12 protein-coding genes and 2 pseudogenes are annotated in these 17,093 nt (G+C 61.6%); 8 read left to right on the forward strand and 6 right to left on the reverse strand.

Annotated elements, in window-relative coordinates:
- Positions 1-749 (forward strand): helix-turn-helix domain-containing protein (locus ACFHNC_RS11400; RefSeq protein ID WP_437169341.1); only part of this gene is annotated, 749 nt, incomplete at its 5' end.
- A 295-nt stretch (positions 750-1,044) separates the two neighbouring features.
- Positions 1,045-1,185 (forward strand): annotated as a pseudogene (locus ACFHNC_RS11405) (IS110 family transposase); the annotation flags it as partial.
- Between the two features lie 395 nt (positions 1,186-1,580).
- On the opposite strand, the pseudogene ACFHNC_RS11410 reads toward ACFHNC_RS11405, so the two are convergent.
- A pseudogene (locus tag ACFHNC_RS11410) lies at positions 1,581-1,708 on the reverse strand (transposase); the annotation flags it as partial.
- A gap of 269 nt (positions 1,709-1,977) precedes the next feature.
- On the opposite strand from ACFHNC_RS11410, the gene ACFHNC_RS11415 reads away from it, so the two are divergent.
- The 6 genes from ACFHNC_RS11415 to ACFHNC_RS11440 all read left to right on the forward strand — a co-directional run bounded on the left by ACFHNC_RS11415 (position 1,978) and on the right by ACFHNC_RS11440 (position 10,342).
- Positions 1,978-3,063 (forward strand): GTP pyrophosphokinase, encoded by a 1,086-nt coding sequence (locus ACFHNC_RS11415; RefSeq protein ID WP_437169342.1) that lies wholly within the window; start codon positions 1,978-1,980, stop codon positions 3,061-3,063.
- A 163-nt stretch (positions 3,064-3,226) separates the two neighbouring features.
- Positions 3,227-5,710 carry a sigma factor-like helix-turn-helix DNA-binding protein gene (locus ACFHNC_RS11420; protein ID WP_437169343.1) on the forward strand — a complete coding sequence of 828 codons (2,484 nt, stop codon included), beginning with the start codon at positions 3,227-3,229 and terminating at the stop codon, positions 5,708-5,710.
- A gap of 84 nt (positions 5,711-5,794) precedes the next feature.
- The gene (locus ACFHNC_RS11425) at positions 5,795-7,699 is read left to right on the forward strand and encodes a DEAD/DEAH box helicase family protein (protein ID WP_437169344.1); all 1,905 of its coding nucleotides are present in this window, start codon (positions 5,795-5,797) and stop codon (positions 7,697-7,699) included.
- Entirely contained in the window at positions 7,689-7,886 is a 198-nt protein-coding gene (locus ACFHNC_RS11430) for a CxC ATPase DNA modification system associated small protein (protein ID WP_437169345.1), read from the forward strand. Before ACFHNC_RS11425 ends, ACFHNC_RS11430 begins: the two co-directional genes overlap by 11 nt.
- Positions 7,876-9,858, forward strand: a complete 1,983-nt coding sequence (locus ACFHNC_RS11435; RefSeq protein WP_437169346.1) for a hypothetical protein — start codon at positions 7,876-7,878, stop codon at positions 9,856-9,858. The genes ACFHNC_RS11430 and ACFHNC_RS11435 overlap by 11 nt, the downstream gene beginning before the upstream one ends.
- A 1-nt stretch (position 9,859) precedes the next feature.
- Entirely contained in the window at positions 9,860-10,342 is a 483-nt protein-coding gene (locus tag ACFHNC_RS11440) for a hypothetical protein (protein WP_437169347.1), read from the forward strand.
- On the opposite strand, the gene ACFHNC_RS11445 is transcribed toward ACFHNC_RS11440, so the two are convergent.
- The 5 genes from ACFHNC_RS11445 to dndB are packed head-to-tail and all read right to left on the reverse strand — an operon-like array spanning position 10,339 to position 16,475.
- Positions 10,339-11,508 carry a cysteine desulfurase family protein gene (locus ACFHNC_RS11445; RefSeq protein ID WP_437169348.1) on the reverse strand — a complete coding sequence of 390 codons (1,170 nt, stop codon included), beginning with the start codon at positions 11,506-11,508 and terminating at the stop codon, positions 10,339-10,341. The genes ACFHNC_RS11440 and ACFHNC_RS11445 overlap by 4 nt on opposite strands.
- Positions 11,509-11,514: 6 nt before the next feature.
- Positions 11,515-11,892, reverse strand: coding sequence for a DNA sulfur modification protein DndE (gene dndE, locus ACFHNC_RS11450; protein WP_437169349.1), 378 nt, complete (start codon positions 11,890-11,892; stop codon positions 11,515-11,517).
- The gene (gene dndD, locus ACFHNC_RS11455) at positions 11,873-13,882 is read right to left on the reverse strand and encodes a DNA sulfur modification protein DndD (protein ID WP_437169350.1); all 2,010 of its coding nucleotides are present in this window, start codon (positions 13,880-13,882) and stop codon (positions 11,873-11,875) included. Before dndD ends, dndE begins: the two co-directional genes overlap by 20 nt.
- A complete protein-coding gene (gene dndC, locus ACFHNC_RS11460; protein WP_437169351.1) occupies positions 13,879-15,363 on the reverse strand; it encodes a DNA phosphorothioation system sulfurtransferase DndC in 1,485 nt (494 codons plus the stop codon). The genes dndD and dndC overlap by 4 nt, the downstream gene beginning before the upstream one ends.
- Complete coding sequence (gene dndB / locus ACFHNC_RS11465) at positions 15,363-16,475, reverse strand: DNA sulfur modification protein DndB (protein WP_437169352.1); 1,113 nt, start codon at positions 16,473-16,475, stop codon at positions 15,363-15,365. The genes dndC and dndB overlap by 1 nt, the downstream gene beginning before the upstream one ends.
- Between the last annotated feature and the right edge of the window lie 618 nt (positions 16,476-17,093).

The raw sequence follows: 17,093 nt of genomic DNA on the forward strand, positions 1-17,093 counted from the left end.
CCCAGGTGATGCAGTTAAGACAGCTCGTGCTGCACTTGCTGGCAGAGCCATTCGAGGCGGGACGCACCCGCTCGGGCTTGCTGGATCTGAATCTAGCGCGTGAGGCTCCGCTCTCCGCCGTTTTCTCTCCGGAGCCAGGTTGCCAAGTTCTGGACACGCCAAATCAGCTTCTCCTGCGCGACTACCTCAGCCTGCTGGCGGATGAGCTTCCCCGTATGACGTTCGCGGATGGGGAGCGCCTGGCGGAAGTCACCAAGGCGATGATCGCCCTCGCGGTCTCAGAGGGCCCGACGCGGCGGGAGGCGGCGGCTCCTCTCAGCACGGCGCAGGCGGCGCGCGTGCGAAACCTGATACGCATCCACCTTAGCTCGGCCCGGCTCGGGCCAACGCGGCTGTGCCAGCTAGCCGGCATCACGCGCTCACAACTCTACCGCCTATTCGAACCACATGGTGGCGTGGCACTGTTCATCCAGCGGGAGCGACTGAACGCCGCATACCGTGCGCTGACAGACCCGAATGACGCGCGCAGCATCTGCAGGATCGCCGAGGCGAGCGGGCTGTTCGATGCGTCGAGCTTCAGCCGCATGTTCCGCCGCACCTTCGGATTTTCGCCGCGCGAGTTGCGCATGTCGCACAGCCTGCGCGCACTTGCCGCCCGCGCGAACCCGCCTTTCAACCGTGGCGCCCTCGGCTTCCTCGGCTCCCTGCAGGAGCTGCTGCAGGCCACTGAGAGCGCGGCCCTGACGTGAACCGCGCTGGATTTTCCGGAGGCTGTTTGTTGTGAGTCACGCTGCCAGGGCGTGGGTCTGCTATGCGGCGCAGTAAACGCGCCTCGGCCTCGGCGGAGGGATGTTACCGATCGGGTCGAGAGGAGGGCCACATCATCATGTGTGGATGCCCCCTGCGGGTCAAGGTGTTTGAGCGTGGCGGCGGTACCGAGAGCACGGGTGCGGTCATGTGTCCGGCCTCGAATGCGGCCGGTATGGCCGCGGGCCCCGATGAGCTTCGCGGTGCGAGTGCCTGATCAACGTGGCGCGCTTGGTGGCGCTCAAGGCCTTCCGCGACCGCCTCCTCGCCGCCGGTAAGCCCAAGATGGTCGCCCTCGTCGCCGTGGCGCGAAAACTGCTCACCATCCTCAACGCCATCATACGGAGCGGAAGGCCATGGCTCGCCCAAAACACTTGACGACCAACACAGTCGCTCAAGCCGTCGCGGCAAAACCCCAGGAAACCTGCGGTTCACGGCGCTATACACGATTGAAAAGCCTGAGGTTAGGAAGCCGACTGGAGCTGGCGAAGGGATTCGAACCCTCGACCCCAACCTTGGCAAGTGCAGCGGGCCTGTTTGTGGGTGTTCGCCGACGTTCGGCGGGTCAAATCGAATCAATGGCTTGCGGCCGCGCTGGTTCGCTGATGTTCGCCTTGAGCCGGCCCCAGCCACTCGAAAACGGCACCCTAAACGGCCCCCGCGACGCCGCAACTCCTGCCCGGGAGGAGGTTGTGCCCCAGCAAAATTCCTTAAGCCAGGCCCCTCGATACACTGCTGTTTCAGCACGTGGCCAGGCACAGGTGCCGCGGTCAGGCGCAACCTTCCCGCAGCACGTAGAAGATGGCGTTGGCGATCTCGCGCAGCGGCCAGGCTCGCCGTCGTCCTCGTCAAGGTGCGGCAGGCAACAGCAGCTCCAGCATCCTCCATCGGCGTCGGTCATGTCACTCGCATAGCGCAGGCCCGCGCGGCCATGGTGCCGCCGGGTGGCCGGCGATCCACATCGCGTCGTTCGTCCGAGGTGTCGCAACCTAGTCGACCGATGATGCAGCCCGCCCATCCAGCCCACCGCCGGGCGAATTGCCGTTCCAAAGCAGCGGGCGGTCAACTTGGACGGGGATGTTGTCGGTCGTGTTCTCCCTGCCGGCAAGGACATAGATCATCTCGACTTTTTGGACTGTTTGAGGCACCAAGGCGGTGAGGGGGCGGTCGATGCCAATTGCAGATAATGTCATTCGCGACGCGGTCGCGCGCTATGATCGTGAACGCGACCGCTATCTGAAGCTTGCTGCCCGTGTATCCGACATCTGCCGCTCCAGCATCGTGGAGGACAATGCGATCCGCGCGCAGGTCACGTTCCGCACGAAAACCGTCCGTAGCTTCGAGGGCAAGCTCAAGCGGTTCGCCCGCCGGCCGGACAGGGACTATGCCAGCGTCGACGAGGTGTTCGCCGGCGTTGGAGACTTCGCTGGCGTTCGGATCGCAACCTACCGGCCTGAGGATGAGCGCCGAGTCACCGACGAGATCAAGAATTTGTTCGAAGGGGAAAGCAGCAGGGAGGTGTTAGTCGACAAGAAGGACAAACTCGCCGTGAATAGCTACCAATTCTACCGAGCCACCCACTGCCAGGTTTTCCTGCGCGAAGAGGACCTAGTCGGACACTACGAGAATCTCCGCGGCACGGGCTGCGAGATCCAGGTGTGCTCGATGATGGCGCACGTCTGGAACGAAATTGAACACGACATCGGATATAAGCCAGAAGGCGGGGGCCCCGGCGATGCGGAGAAGGGTCTTCTGGAGGCGCTCGGGCACCTCACCCGCTCCGGAGATGCTGCGATTACGCGCCTGCTAGCGGCCAATGCCGCGCGGATGCAGGAGAATGTCGGAGACTTCGTCGACGTTCACGATTTTGTAGCTCGACTCCGCCCCTTCTTCCCCGAGGCCGATCTATCGGTGAATGCCGGCCAAGCCTTCGATGCGATCACCGAACTGGGGCTTAACTCCGTCGTCGCGCTCAAGGGGAGTCTGGGTGACGAGGCGCTCAGTCCGGAGGTCGCCTCGAAGCGCATCGAGGCGTTCAATCGCTACCTCATGTCTGTCGACGGCGCCGAATATGGCCTAAATCCGGCTTCCGCCGACGTGCTGACGGTGGCCGTGCTGCACAAAGTTGCAGGTGCCTTCTTCGACCGCCATCCTTCCGAGCGGGGCAAGGGACGTCCAGCCCGGATATTCTATATCGCCCGCCTGTACGATCGTTTCATGGAGAGCCTGAAGAGCGGCGAGCGAAACGCCGCATGAGCTTGTTGCCCGTGCGATGACCAGCGCCTTACCTCGCACTTGGTTCGCCAGGATCGGAGCATCGGTCAGGCCAGGTGCTGGCAACGTTGAACTGCTACCTGGCGCTGCCGCGGAACCCGTCGAAGCTGCGCAGGCCGATGACTCGCCCCGTCTGGCTGAGTTCGTGCTCACCGAGGGCACCACGGTCCGCTTGCGCAACTCGGTGACGGCAGCAGCCGAAACCGGAATTTTGCCCTACCTCACCGTGGCGGAGTATATTGCGGCGGGTGCAATGGCGATCCCGAACATGATGCGAAAGGTCCCGAATTTTGGGGCCAAGACCGCCCGCGAGCTCGATGCCATGCTCAAGGCCAGCGCCGAGACATGGACCCGATCGAACAAAATAGCCACAACCGTGAAAGACGGTTCCAGCCCGGAGGAGGTCCTCGAATTCATCGGCCACATTTCCATACGTCAAGCGACGGAGGGAGAAATTCTCTCGGTGCGGCTTGAGAATGGATTGGCTGCGCCGGAGATTCAGTCGATGCGCGTCAGTACTGTCGCGCTCAACCTAGAAACTTTCCTGACTCAGTTCAGGCGTCTGCCCAATGTCGGACGCATCTCGGCGCGTGAGCTTACCCAGCTTATGCACCGGCTGGTACCAAGGTTACTCGCCCAAAATGGCGTTGCGCACGACCAAATCGTGCGCACCTGCTCTACGTTATTCGGCCACATGGATGCAGAGGCACTTTGCTCGGCAGATGATGTGCCGATGCATGAGACACTGGCGGAGTGTCTCGACTGGCTGCTCAGCCAGTGCAAGGATCGAGATCGCGAAGTCGTGCGCCGCAGATTCAGTATCGAGCGGGCGGACATCGAAACGCTCGAGGAGATTGGTGCCGACTTTGGCGTGACGCGCGAGCGCATACGCCAGATCGAGAAACGAGCGCTTGGCCGGATGCGGGTTCGGATGCGCCGCGTGCCGATCGCGGATCATGTGAAAGCAGCGTCCAAAGGCGCATGGCTCGAGATCTGCGAAGGCCGTGGATGGATCACGGACCGACGGTCAGATGTGGCTCTGCGCAAGCTTGAGGGCAAACTTCAACTTGCCCTCGAACTTCTCCGAATATCGCCGCACGCATGGCTGTCTGAGGTTGCTGAGCGGTCGGTGCATGGCTGGATTGGATCGCCCCTGGATCCCGACCCGGTCAAGTCGGCCGCAGCCGAGCTTGCCTCAATCCTTAAGCTGCCGTTGCCCCGCTCCGTCCGTGGCGCACCCTGTGCTGATGCTCCGGCCGAGGTCGAAGCAGCGCTTCGGGTCCATCTCGGTCTCGAGCTCGAGCAAGGGTATGTCGTTCAATCGAAGCCAGGCGTCCGGATGCGCCGGGCGCTTGGCCTGCACCGGCTTCTCGTTTCGGCGTCGAGCCCGCTGCCGGCAGATCGACTGATCCCACAATATCATCGGCTCTGCCCATCCGACTTGTGCTCACCGCGCGACGCAGAGATCGTCATGCTGGCGGCACCGCACCTCTTCATCGAAACCTACGACCAAGTTTGGTTTGGAATTGGCGTCTGCGGCTCGCCCCCGGTTCTGGACGCACCCTGCGCCGTTGAGGGAGGTATCCGGTCTCCTTTCGAGCAAAGTGATACCGATAGCGACGAAGAGACCTGCGCAGCATCGCTGATGGCCGCTTTGGAACGCCGCGGCCCCGAGCGTCTGGTCACCCTCTATCAAAATGCAAAGGACATCCTTCCCGCAGGCCGCTCGCCCAACAGCGTCGGCCCAACGCTGCTGACCAATGCCCATATCTTCAGCCGGCTACTCCCCGGCATTTATGGGCTGCCTCATCAGGTGCCTTCAGCCGCCGACCTGCTTTCCGACCCGCCACTTTATCTGCTCGATAATATGCAGCTGCGGTTGATGGCGCTTGCGCGGCGAGCAGGCGAGCGTCGTGAAGTGTTTCCACTGTGGTCGCTCCAAGGCGAGTTCGCACTCGCCCGGTGGGGATACAAACACGGCGCTCCCGATAGCCTTCGTTCGTTGCTGGCCGTTGCCGACATCGATGCCTGGCCCATCTCGGCGTCGGAGCGGAGCCATTGGCGGGACGTGGCTCGGCGCGAAGGGCGCTTTGAACTTGCCGAGCCTTTGCGTCCCGATGCTTATGTTCGCCCGGACCTGGATCGCCTCCTTGCGGCCTGCATCGAGCTGGCCAACACGGGCAAACTGAACTGGATGTCCGTCAATCGGATGGCTGGACGACGTATCGACAGTCAGGTTGGTGCCTCGACCATCGCGATCTTGCTGGGACTGGGTGCGGTCCGCATCGCGGACGCTGATCCAGCCGCCTGGCAGAGATCCCATGAGGCGACGGATCGTTCGATCACATTGCGTGACGAGATGAGCGACGAGCTGTCATCGACCGGTGTCGCGTCCTGGGAGCGCGGGATCGGCCTTCGCCTGGCGGGGGATATCCTCGCTGCCGCACCGGAGATTGAGGGCTGGCCGGATGCCGACCGCCTGGCCGCGATGTTTGACGCTGAGTCCGATAATTCAGCGTCCGAAGAAGGCCGGATCGTCGATCCGCTCGATGCGATCATGGCAGAGAGACGCCAGTTGTTGGACAGGCAAAAGCGCGAGGACCTCTTACGATGGTTACTCGAAGAATGATGCAGCATCGGGGCATAAATGGCTAGAGCAGCCAGACATTCGACGTTTCATCCAAAAAGCCATTACAGAAGCGGCCGCGACAGCTTGGCCGAAGACTTTTTCGCGCCCTGCATTCGCGTAGCAACGCTCTACCGGAGGGCTGCCGGATACTTCTCCAGCACAGCGCTCCTTGCCTGGATCGACGGCTTGCCGCGTGCTGCCCTGAAGATGCTTTCGATCCAGCTCATATCGTCACCGATAATCTCAGAAGCGGATCGTCAGACGCTTACCTCGATGGAAGACGACCAAGCCCGCGCAGCCTACCGATCCATTGTTGTCGACCGCATCCTAGAGGAGATCGCGGAGCTGGCGCACTCTCCGAACGACACCGCCATTCGCGCGCGCATCTTTGCCTGGTTAATTGCCAATGATCGTCTGCAGCTGAAATTCGCATTCCCCGAACATCTCGACGAACCGGGTATCTTCCATGAGAAGTTCGGGATCTTCGACCTGGAAGGCGGAGGCAGGATCGCCTTCACCGGCTCGGCAAACGAAACGAGCGGAGGCCACAGCAGGAACTACGAGAGCATCGATGTTTATTGCGACTGGCTACCCGGCGAGATGGACCGCGTCGCGACCAAGGCAGAGCAATTCGACGAAACATGGGCTGGTAAGGCCTCGGGACTCGCGGTCGTCGATCCTTCGATCAAGATACTGAGCAGGCTTTGTCAGACTGCTGACTGGCCCTTCGTAAAGCCAGAGTCCGAAGAAGACGCCGAAGCTCTGCCTACGACCGACCCGCGTTGGAGACATCAGGATGAAGCGGTCGCGGCTTTCTTGGAGAGTCCTGCCGGTATCCTAGAAATGGCAACCGGCACCGGCAAGACGCGGACTGCGATAAAAATCCTAACCCGTCTTGTTTCCAACGGTGCCATCAGTTGCGCAATCGTCACTATGGAGGGCACAGACCTGCTTGAGCAATGGGCAGGCGAGCTTGACGCCTGGAACCTGGACGATGGGCCGAAATGGCTGATCTATCGCCATTTCGGCCGCCATCACGAGATGGGAGACTTTCTTGTCGACCCTGGGCGCGCGCTGATCGTCGTCGCACGTGGCCAGCTATCTCGACTGCTCCCGCGGCTGCCGGATCATGTTAAGGCGAAGGCGCTCATCATCCATGATGAAGTCCACGGCCTTGGCACGCCCCGTCTGGTCGAGAGCCTGGCCGAACAACATGAAGCGTTCGGCTGGCGGGTCGGGCTCAGCGCCACCCCCGACCGCGCTTATGACGCCAAAGGCAACGACTTTATCACGAGCGAGCTGGGACCGACGCTCTATCGGTTCCCGCTGGGAAAGGCGATCGCGCGGGGCGTCCTCAGCGAGTTTGATTACCGGCCGCTCGAATATGATCTCACCGATGGCGACCGCGAGCGGCTGCGCATGATCTATGCTAAGAAGGCGGCGCGGCTGCGCGAGGGCCGGCCGATGGGGAATGAGGAACTCTGGACGGAGATCGCCAAGGTCTACAAGACTGCCGAAGCTAAGCCCGAAATCTTCGAAGAGCATCTTCGGGTGGCGCCGGAGATCCTAAATCGCAGCATCGTTTTCGTCGAGACGATCGAATATGGCGAGCGGATCCTCGCATCCATTCACCGCCGCACGCACCGCTACCGCACCTATTATGCCGACGACGATCGCGACCACCTGATTGCGTTCGCGCGCGGCGATATCGACTGCCTCATCACCTGCCACCGCATCTCGCAAGGGATCGACATCCGGTCGCTCAACACGGTGATCCTGTTCGCATCGGCACGGGCTAAGCTCGAGACAATCCAGCGCATTGGACGCTGCCTTCGGATCGACCCGACCAATGCGAGAAAGCGCGCGCTGGTGGTGGACTTCGTGCGGCCGGGAGGTGAAGCTGACTCGATTCCGAATGCGGATCAGGAACGGCACGCCTGGCTTGCTAATCTGGCGACGGTAAAAAAGGGGGACGACGATGGCGCTTGATACTGCGCTGGCGGCGGCGCTGCGTGAAGCCGTGGAGGAAAGCGGGCAGCCACGCGCGCTGTCGCTTCGGCTTGAGGCGTGGCTTCAGGCGATGATCGAAGGCGACGATGCCCAGGAGGATCAGGCCCAGCGTTACGAGGATGTCAGGGAAGCCGTTCAGTTGGAACGTCAACCGAATGCGCATTGATTTTGCCGGCTGGTCGACTGCTGGACTGCGCTGCCCCGACGTCGTCATCGATCTGCTCGGCCCGTCACCAACCCCTCCCAAGGTCACTCTTCTCCAGATGCCCAACGGCACTGGCAAGACGACCACGCTCGAAATGCTGATCGCCACATTGAGCGGCGTTGCGACCTCATGGGACGAGAAGACGGTCCGCAGCTATCGCCGCAAGGGCGACGACCGCGACCTCGGGACTTTTGTCGTATCGCTGCTCGTCGATGGACGACCGCTCTCGATCGAGCTTGTTCTCGACTTCGAGATGGGCACGGCACGCTATCGCACGACGAACCCCGGAAGCGGAGGCGTGGTGCAATCCTGGTCACCGCCGCCGCCCGTGCGCCGGTTTCTCGCAAAGGATTTCCTCGGGCTTTTCGTGTTCAACGGCGAGTTCGCCGCGCGTTTGCTTGATTCTCGCGAAACTGCGGCCGACGACGCGATCGACGCGCTGTGTCAGCTCTATCTGCTCGATGAGGTCGAGGATTTCGTCGAGCAGGAATGGTCGCGGCGAACCAAGCAGACCGGTGCTAAAAGCGACGGCGCACTTATCCGCCTGCGCACGCAGCTCGCCAGCATGACCGCCAGGCGCGTGGTCATCGCCCAGGCGCGGGTTAAGGCCGAAGGTCAGGTCCGAGACACCGTGGCCCAGATCGAGAACTTACAGGCAAGAATTGAGGAACGGCTCGGAACGGGGCGATCGACACGCGAACAGTTTAACGAGGCCAAAATCGAGATGACGCGGGCAGAAGGCGCACTCGTCGCCGCAGCCGGCAACGCGATGCAGACGCTGCGACAGCCGCTGGCGATCCATCCTTCCTTCGCCGGCTCGCTCATCGCGCTAAAGGACAATCTCGATAATCTGCGCCTCCCTGAAAACACGTCAGCACAATTCTTCAACGAGCTACTCGAGGAGGATGAATGCATCTGTGGTCGGGAGATGACCGCAGGCGCCAAGCATGAAATCGGCATCCGCTCGCTACGCTACCTCGACGCTTCCGAGGCGGGCGTCATCAATGCGATCAAGCAGGATATTGGCGATTTCACCGCCGCTTCGGAGACCCAGTCACCGTCCGAGTCCCTTGCTGCGGCGATGGCCGAGCTCGGGGCCGCCCGCCGCGACCAGAAGATGGCGCGGCAAACGGTACTCGCGCTGCAGCAGAAGCTGATCGATGAAGGCGATGACGAGCTTCTGGCTTGGCAGCGGCAGCTACAAAGGCAGACCGAGCTCAATACCGAATGCGCCCGCCTGCTTCAAGAAATTGATGCCGACGACGAGAAGGACGGCGCGTCCGAGCCTTGCTCGCTGAAGCTGATCGACAAGAAAATCAAGGATTTCGGCTCAAAGATCTCCGAAATCACTCAAACCGTGACGCTTCGCAAGCAGACCGATGTCGTCAGGGGGATCATGGCGCGGACCAAGGAGCTCGCCCGCCAGAAGATCAAGACCGAGCTCATTGCCCTCAGTAACGAACGACTTGCCAAAGTGCTTGCCAATGATCCGCTGACGATTGCCCGGATCGACCGTTCGATCCGGCTGGAAGGTCAAGGGACCGGCAGCACCGCACAGGTGCTGGCTGCCGGCTATGTCTTCCTCATGAGTGCGCTTAGGCGCGGCAACAACGACTTCCCTCTTGTGGTCGACAGTCCGGCAAACCCAATGGACTTGGGCCGGCGGCGGCGCGTGGGTGGCCTTATCCCGGAACTGTGCAGCCAATTCGTGGCGTTCACCATCAACACTGAGCTGCCGGGCTTCGTGCCGGCGCTCGCTGGAGCAACCAAAGAGATCCGCTATCTGACGATGTTCCGAAAAACGCCTGGAACCGCGCGCCTGCTCCCGGCACTGCCCGCGACAGGCGTCACCCAGAACGATCACTCGGTAGTAGTCGAGGGTAATGATTATTTCGTGAAGTTCGACGTCACCGAAGACGAAGAGGACCAATAGCTTGGCCTATTTCCGTCTCCGCACCGACGCGCAGAGCTGGTTTTCCGAGATCGCCGATGCGCCGCCTTTCAAAACCAAGTTCGACGTCTACTATCTGTGCCTACTGGCCGGGTTGGCGAGCGGTCGCGCCGCGGAGCTTTCCGGCGCCGGTAACCCGGCCACCGATCTCGTGGAGAAGTTCGTCGAAGATTATCGGCCGGCAAGCCGCCTGATTATTGGATTGCTGGTGACTGCGGAGCTCAAGAAAAACGGCATTGATGTTAGTGAGAAGGCGCAGGTTCGTGCGCTCTTCAAGCGGCTGGTCGACTCTGAAAGCCCCAACAGCCTGACAGAGATGGGCATGCGCCGGCTCAACGCCTATGCGAGCGGTGGATACGAATACCTTGCCGAGAAGCGCGACATGAAGCCGTATACGGTCGAAGAGTTCATCCAGGGCTACACCGCTCTGATTGAGGAAGCGGTGGAAAAGGCGTCTGCCGCCTAGACAATCGCCGGCGCCGGCGATGAGCGCCGCAGCCGGGCGCACTCGTCGATGATCAGCGCAGCTGCATCCCTCATCTGCGCCTCTGTTGTAAACCGGCCGGGAGCGATGCGGAATGCGCCGCGAGCCCGCTCGGTATTGCCGTACATGGCCAAGAGGACATGCGAAGTCTCGATCTTGTCCGTTGTGCAGGCGCTCGATGCCGAGAAGCTCAGCTGCTCGCGAAGACTCCGTATCAGCGCGAGCGGCTCAAGCGCTGGAATAGAGAAGGATAAGTTGTTCGGTAGCCGCTCGGTTGGATGCCCATTGAGTACAGCGCCAGGCACTTGCGCAAGCAATAGATCCCGGAACTCGGTACACATCGCTGACAACCGCGCCGCTTCGGCCTTGGCCGATTTTTTGGCGACCGCCATGGCAGCGCCCATGCCGACGATGCCCGCGGTATTGAGGGTCCCGGGCCGAAGGCCGCGTTCCTGACCGCCACCGAAGAGCATGGGGGCGAGTTTCACCCGCGGGCGCCGCGAACGGACGTACAGCGCTCCGATCCCTTTGGGTCCATAGACCTTGTGCGCGGACAGACTGGCAAGGTGGATGTTGTCGCGCTCGACATCGATGTCGCCGCAGGCAGCGACCTGCGCCAGATCGGTGTGGAAGATAATGCCGCGCGCGGCGCAGACAGCGCCGATTTCGCCGATCGGCTGAAGCGAGCCGACCTCGTTGTTGGCTGCCATGACAGAAACCAAGGCGGTGTCATCGCAAAGGCTCCGGGAAAGAGCGTTCACGGACACCCGTCCGTCGGCATCAACCGGCAGATAGGTGACGCGCCAACCGTCGCGCTCGAGCGCGCGTGCCGGCTCTAGGATCGCGGGATGCTCGATAACGGTAGTGATGAGATGCTTCTTCTGAGGGTTGGCGCGCGCAACCCCGAAGAGGGCCAGATTGTCCGCTTCGGTACAGCTTCCGGTGAAGATGATCTCGTTCTCACGGGCACCGATGGCCTCGGCGACCAGAGCGCGAGCGGCGCCGACCGCACGCGCTGCCGCATTACCATCCTCATGCTCCACGCTCGACGGATTGCCGAATAGCTCCCGGAGATAGGGCTCCATCGCTTGCAGCACGATGGGATCGATCGGGGTGGTCGCGTTGTGGTCCAGATAAATACGGGCCATTAGGCGTTAGGCCGCCATCGGAACGAGCCGGAGGAGGTCCGCAGGCGACTTGGCACGCACCGCGAGCGTGCCGACACCGCGATGAATATGGCCCCGCAGGCGGTCGAGCAGCGTCTCATCGTCGAGCTGCTCATCACCCAAGTGACCTTCTTCGACCCAGCGCAGCAAGGCCGCAATCAGCGCGCCATATTCACCGGTCAGCGTGTAGGCGTTGAACTCGGACCCATCCTCATCCGGGATCGCAGCGCCGCCGAGCGGTCCTTCCTCCAGAGAAATCATGATTGCCATGCGGCAAAGGAGATTTGGCGTGATCCCGGTCCGCTGGCGCAGCGAGCGAAGCTTGCTGGTCGCGTCGCTGGAGATCTTAAGCTTGCTGTAGTGCATGGATCCTCCCGGTAGGCTCGGCCACGAAATAGCCGTTCGACACCACCGTGCGGCCGGCCACATGATCATAATCCAACCTGAAGGCATGAGAGACGTTCGGCGCTAGATCGTGCATCAAGGCTTCGTCGATCTCAGTGTCGGTGGACAATAGGATCACCTGATGTGATGCGGCCGGGAAATACTGGCCGGTTAGCTTGGCGCGATGTTCCGAGTCCAGGCGGGCAAGCGGCGTATCGATAATCATAGGCAGCGGTCGACCGCTGGTGCGTGCGAGCGCCCACAGCATGGCGATGGCATAGATCTGCTTTTCGCCCGCCGAAAGGGCCGTCTTCGGATTTTCCCGGCGCTGCTGATCGATCAGGGTGGTGGCGAAGGTCTCAGGATCAATCCGAATGTCCGCGATCAGATCGGCCTTGCGTGCCAGCCGGTTGAAGCAGCTGACGAACTCGGTGCGCAGCTGACCCAACTTATGTTCGAGCAGCCGACGCTCATAATCGCTGAGCGCCTGTGCGGTCCGCACGGCGAGTTCCGCACGTTGCCTAGCCTTGACCGAACCCGCCTGTTCATCCTCGAGGCGACGCCGCTCCCGGTCCAAAGTGACCATCTGGCCGCGCAGCAATTTGAGCTCCTCCTGCCGACCGCTCAGAGCCGCCTCGGTGGCGCCGACCTTCTGTTCGGCCAGTCTGAGCTCGTCGAGCAGGACACCCGCCGCCGCATTATCTGCTCGGGCAAGTGCAGTATCTAGGGCTCGCACCTTCGCGGTCAGCGCGTCGAGTTTCTTCAGCAAGGCGTGGGCGCGGGGACGAACGTCCGTTTCTATTTCTGCGAGGCGGCCCAATGTCGCAGCGCCATCGCCTACCTCCCGGAACGCCGAATGACTAAGCACTTCTGAATGCGGACGGGTCTGCTCTTCAAAAAATTGTTGCAGGTCAGTCCAATGCACGGCGTCCCATTTGGCTTGCCGCTTCGCGGCCTTATCGCCACGCCATGCAACCAGCAGACTGCGCACCATCGTCAGCGAGCCTTGTTGGCGCTCAGGCCCATCGGCCTGTGCCAGCGCTGTTCGAAAGCTGCCGACCAGCCTCGGCGCCAAGGTGAAGGGTAGGAGCCTGTTGGCTAGGTCCCTCATCTCCTGCTCGCAGCGCGTGATGCTCCGCTTGGCCTCGTCCCGCTCCGCTTCCGTGCGCGCGCGGTGCAAGGCTATGTCGCCGCCTTCCGCCACGAACTGCCGCCGGACACGCTCAGCCTGGCGAGCTTGAGAGTCCCGTGCAGTCACGAGCTCGGCCACCGCATCGCCAATCTCCTCGGCACGACGCGCTGAGGCGGCGATATTGCGGCTTACCGTCTCAAGCTGTGCAGCCGACGCGCCATCGTCGTCGCGCAGGTGACGCGCAAGATAGAGGCCCAGGTCAGCGCGCAGGCGACCGACGAGCTCGATCCCCAGCAATCCGCGCATCGCTTCGGCGAGATGTTCGTTCTCGGTTTCGCCGTCAGCGATCTCACTAATCTTTTCGCCATCGAAGAAGAAAAACTGTGAGACACCGGGCGGTATCAGCTCCTGAAGGAAATGATGCCATTCATCACGCGGAACCGACTTGACGACCGCGCCGTCCATTTCAAGCAGCAAGGTCTCAGCCAAGGCCTTTCCCCGCACAGCCCATTCCCGACGCACCCGGTACCGATGCACTATGCCGGCTTCCGCATAATCGAACTCAAGGCCAACCGCCGCAGCCATTGTGGTAGCCGTCCGATTGATGCGACCGCGTAGATAGGCTTCGTAGTCGGACTGAGCGACGCGTGCGCCCAATGCGCGGCGCCCGTACAATGCCAAACGAACGGCCTCGAGCAGGGTCGTCTTGCCCGACCCGTTCTTGCCACCAACCAGAACAATCGGGCAGGCATCGCCACGCCGGCTGCGGGGCACGAGATCAATTTCCGTCGTTCCGGCGTAGAGGCCGAAATCTTTAAGGATGACGTTGCGCAATATCATTCGGCAGCACCTTCGCCGCTGGCCGCCGAGGCAAGTGCTCCCTCGTCGTCGTCGAGTTCGGTACTCTCCACTTCAACGGAGGGGCGACCGGCAAGCCGCTCCGCAAGTACCATATTGAGTCCGCGCCACTCCTGCCGGAACAGATCCTCGATCTTTGTATGAACCGCATGCCGGCGCTTTAGCCCATGCGCGGCACGCTCGACATCGAGAAGCTTGATGACGAGTTCGGTCGGTACTTCATGGGCGGCACAGATCGAGGCTAGCAGCCGGCCATCATCAGCTGTGAAGGTGACGGCGTCTTCGGCGATCCACTTGAGGTCGCGGCCAAGGATATCGTGCACGATCGGCGGCACTGAGTCTGCCCAGTCGCCGCGCTCCGCACGCCAGATCCGCCTGATCTCGTGCAGCTCGGCATCGTGGACGAGAAGGGTCTCATTGCCGGGCGGGGCTTCACGTTGGACCCGGATCTGCGTCTCGAGCAGCCGGCGAAGCAGCGTCTTGCAGAAATCCAGCGTGTAGGGCCCCGGAACCGGCGTATCGGTTCCTTTGATGAAGGCGACCTGGCCGCTGCGCCGCCTGAAGTCGCGATAGAGCTTCTTTTTGTCGGGCGTCTGCGTCTCAGCCAGCAAATCGCGAAATTCGAGCAATGGCTCGAGCCAGTCTTCGCCCGAATCAATCATCGCTTCCATCGAGCGATCACGCTCGACAACCGTACAGACCCAGCAGCCGAAGCGCGAATTGCCGCAGCTTGGTGTCGTTGTATCTACCACCAGCGGACATTCGCCGGCTTGTGCATTACGATACATTGCGACAAGATCGCGATTGTCATTTCCCCACGGCGATGGGTTCTGGAGCAGGTAAGTCCAGACGTCGTCGGTGGTTAGCGCCTCGATCGGGCCGTATACAAAGGCGTTCAGCAGCGAGGAATGCCGCGAGAGTGGCGATCCCTTGATCCGGTGGAACGACATGACCTGGGCGCGGGTCGCGCTCTCGGACGAGCGGACCCCCAGGATCATCACCACTTCACCGAAGTCGGCCACCTTGGACTTAATGAAGTCGTTGGCCGGTTCGATCTTAAGGCGTTCAGTGCACCAGCGGAAACGTCGCGATGGCGCAGGGTAGCCCCGGCCAATCATATTTACCCAGAAGCTGCGATCAACCGTTGGCATGACCTTTTCGGTCTTGATCGGCAGCCCCTGTTCGACGGCCGCCTTCTCGATCCGCTCGAGTGTCACGTCAATATAGCGGACGATCACTGGCGTCTCGACCAGCGTATCCGAGCTGATCACATAGACTGGCTTCTGGCGCTGCTCTAGCGGCAGGCCGAGCAGTGCCTTCCAAACCATCTGCAAGGCGCAGGTCGAGTCCTTCCCGCCGGAATAGCCGACTACCCAGGGGCGGCTATCCGAGAGATAGACCTGCTGGATCTCGCGGTAGCGCGCCTCGAGGCCGTTACCGTCGAGCAGTGATGTACGCGCCATCAGCCGACCGCCTTCAACGGAACATTCTCCCCCGGTGCGTAGAGATCCTCAACGCGCTTCCCTTCCTCGTCGAGCGGCAGGCCAAGTGCGCGCACAATCACGTTGGTCACCAAGGTGACATTGTTCTTCGACTTGTTGACCTTACCGGCAACTAGGGCACGATTGTCCCACAGAGCGCGGTTGGCGCGCGCCCAGTCAATCGTCCGCAACTTTGCCAGCCGGTTTGCCCAATCCTTAGGATATGCTCTGATGAGCTGCGCGCCAGCTTTAGCGATCGCGAGCACCGCCACCCCGTGCGCATGGATATAGTCGCGACGCAGCTCGAAGGAGGAAACTTCCCGCGTCCCGACCCGCTGCCAATCCGGCATCTGCTCGATCACGGCATTCCAGAAGGCAATTGCCAAAACCTTGTCGCTTGCGTCAATCGTCCCCGAGCTAGATTTGCCCACCAGTTCGCCGATTGCCTGATGAAAGCTGCTCAGCGTAAAAAACTTGATCGATCGGTTTGAGATACTAGTTCCATCATAGCAGGTGAAATCACGCAGCAGAGGGATTTCCTTCACTACGTCGCGTGACAGCACCGATAGCGCGTCGCGATGATTGTAGAGGATCTTGATCGATTTTGTCGGCCGGACCGCATGGATGTTTAAGTCGGCAAACATCTGTTGCGACCGGTGCAGGCCCTTGTCGACAAATACGACGACCGAGATCGTCTCGTCGCCGAGGGTTGGCCGCTCGCAGATGGCTTCCTCGATTGCCGCACGGCGATGCTGGCCATCGTTGATTAGGATCGTCGCCCCCATGTCGATCCGAAGCTGCCCCACCTTGCGCAACGGGCCGTCGGCCGCGGCCGGCTCAAATTCGATCTCGCCATCGATCGAGGCGCAGAGCGAGGACAGGATATACTCGCTCGCATTGCCGGTGATGTAGTTTGCGATGGCCGGGACGCGCGCCTTGTTCAGCACGCGTTGAGCGCGAAGTTCAGCCGGCATGGCCTCGTCGTCGAACTTGAACAGGCGGGGGACCACCTTCAGCGGCACCATGATGACGTAGTAGGCGCTGCCCGCCTGAACGCCGCGGATCGCGGTGAAATCTAAGGTGTTACCGTCCATGGAAAAGCGCCCCTGATGAAGGGTAAACCTACCCGACAGCTGCGATGGAAGTCAACTCGGAGGGATTGGAAGTCTATTTGGTGGTAGAAATCCACTTCCATGGTCAGATCTCGCCTGGGCTTCAGCGACAGGAACATGTCAAGCGAGCGAGTCCGGCGCTCTGCAAACGCAGCCATTGGGCCAAGCCCGGCCTTTGCAACCGGCCTGGCGCGTGGTCTTGCAATTCCTCCACTAGGCTCGAGCAATAGCGGCGCCCTATCGGGCTGTCGGCGTGGGGTTGGCATGACTAGGGGGGGGATCCGATACCCCCAACGCGTCATCGGCCTTGTTCGCGAATTGTTCTCATGCATAGAATGCCCCTATGGACGGGGCGACCACACCTTCGCGAGGCTCAATTCCCGCCTGGCTGGATGGGACGCTGATCAGCACCCTCGCAAGGCTCGCGGCAGTCGAGGTCGCCGCTGGATGTCCTCCGGCCGCAGTGGCGCTCCGGGTCCATGATGCTGCTTTGGCCTACTGCCCCGCGCTGCCCATGCCGCATGTCCGGGAGGCGGTTGCCATTGCTCTCTGGGTAGGTGGCGGTGCCGAGGGCCCGTAAACCTCAATTGCCACCAGCCT

This window comes from Falsiroseomonas sp. E2-1-a4, from assembly GCF_051433165.1.
GTDB lineage: Bacteria > Pseudomonadota > Alphaproteobacteria > Acetobacterales > Acetobacteraceae > Falsiroseomonas.

Excerpts from the sequence above, each read along its gene's own strand:
- dndC (WP_437169351.1), bottom strand. The coding sequence starts at position 15,363 with ATGGCGCGTACATCACTGCTCGACGGTAACGGCCTCGAGGCGCGCTAC.
- ACFHNC_RS11430 (WP_437169345.1), top strand. The coding sequence starts at position 7,689 with ATGGCGCTTGATACTGCGCTGGCGGCGGCGCTGCGTGAAGCCGTGGAG.
- ACFHNC_RS11415 (WP_437169342.1), top strand. The coding sequence starts at position 1,978 with ATGCCAATTGCAGATAATGTCATTCGCGACGCGGTCGCGCGCTATGAT.
- dndD (WP_437169350.1), bottom strand. The coding sequence starts at position 13,882 with ATGATATTGCGCAACGTCATCCTTAAAGATTTCGGCCTCTACGCCGGA.
- ACFHNC_RS11435 (WP_437169346.1), top strand. The coding sequence starts at position 7,876 with ATGCGCATTGATTTTGCCGGCTGGTCGACTGCTGGACTGCGCTGCCCC.
- dndE (WP_437169349.1), bottom strand. The coding sequence starts at position 11,892 with ATGCACTACAGCAAGCTTAAGATCTCCAGCGACGCGACCAGCAAGCTT.
- dndB (WP_437169352.1), bottom strand. The coding sequence starts at position 16,475 with ATGGACGGTAACACCTTAGATTTCACCGCGATCCGCGGCGTTCAGGCG.
- ACFHNC_RS11445 (WP_437169348.1), bottom strand. The coding sequence starts at position 11,508 with ATGGCCCGTATTTATCTGGACCACAACGCGACCACCCCGATCGATCCC.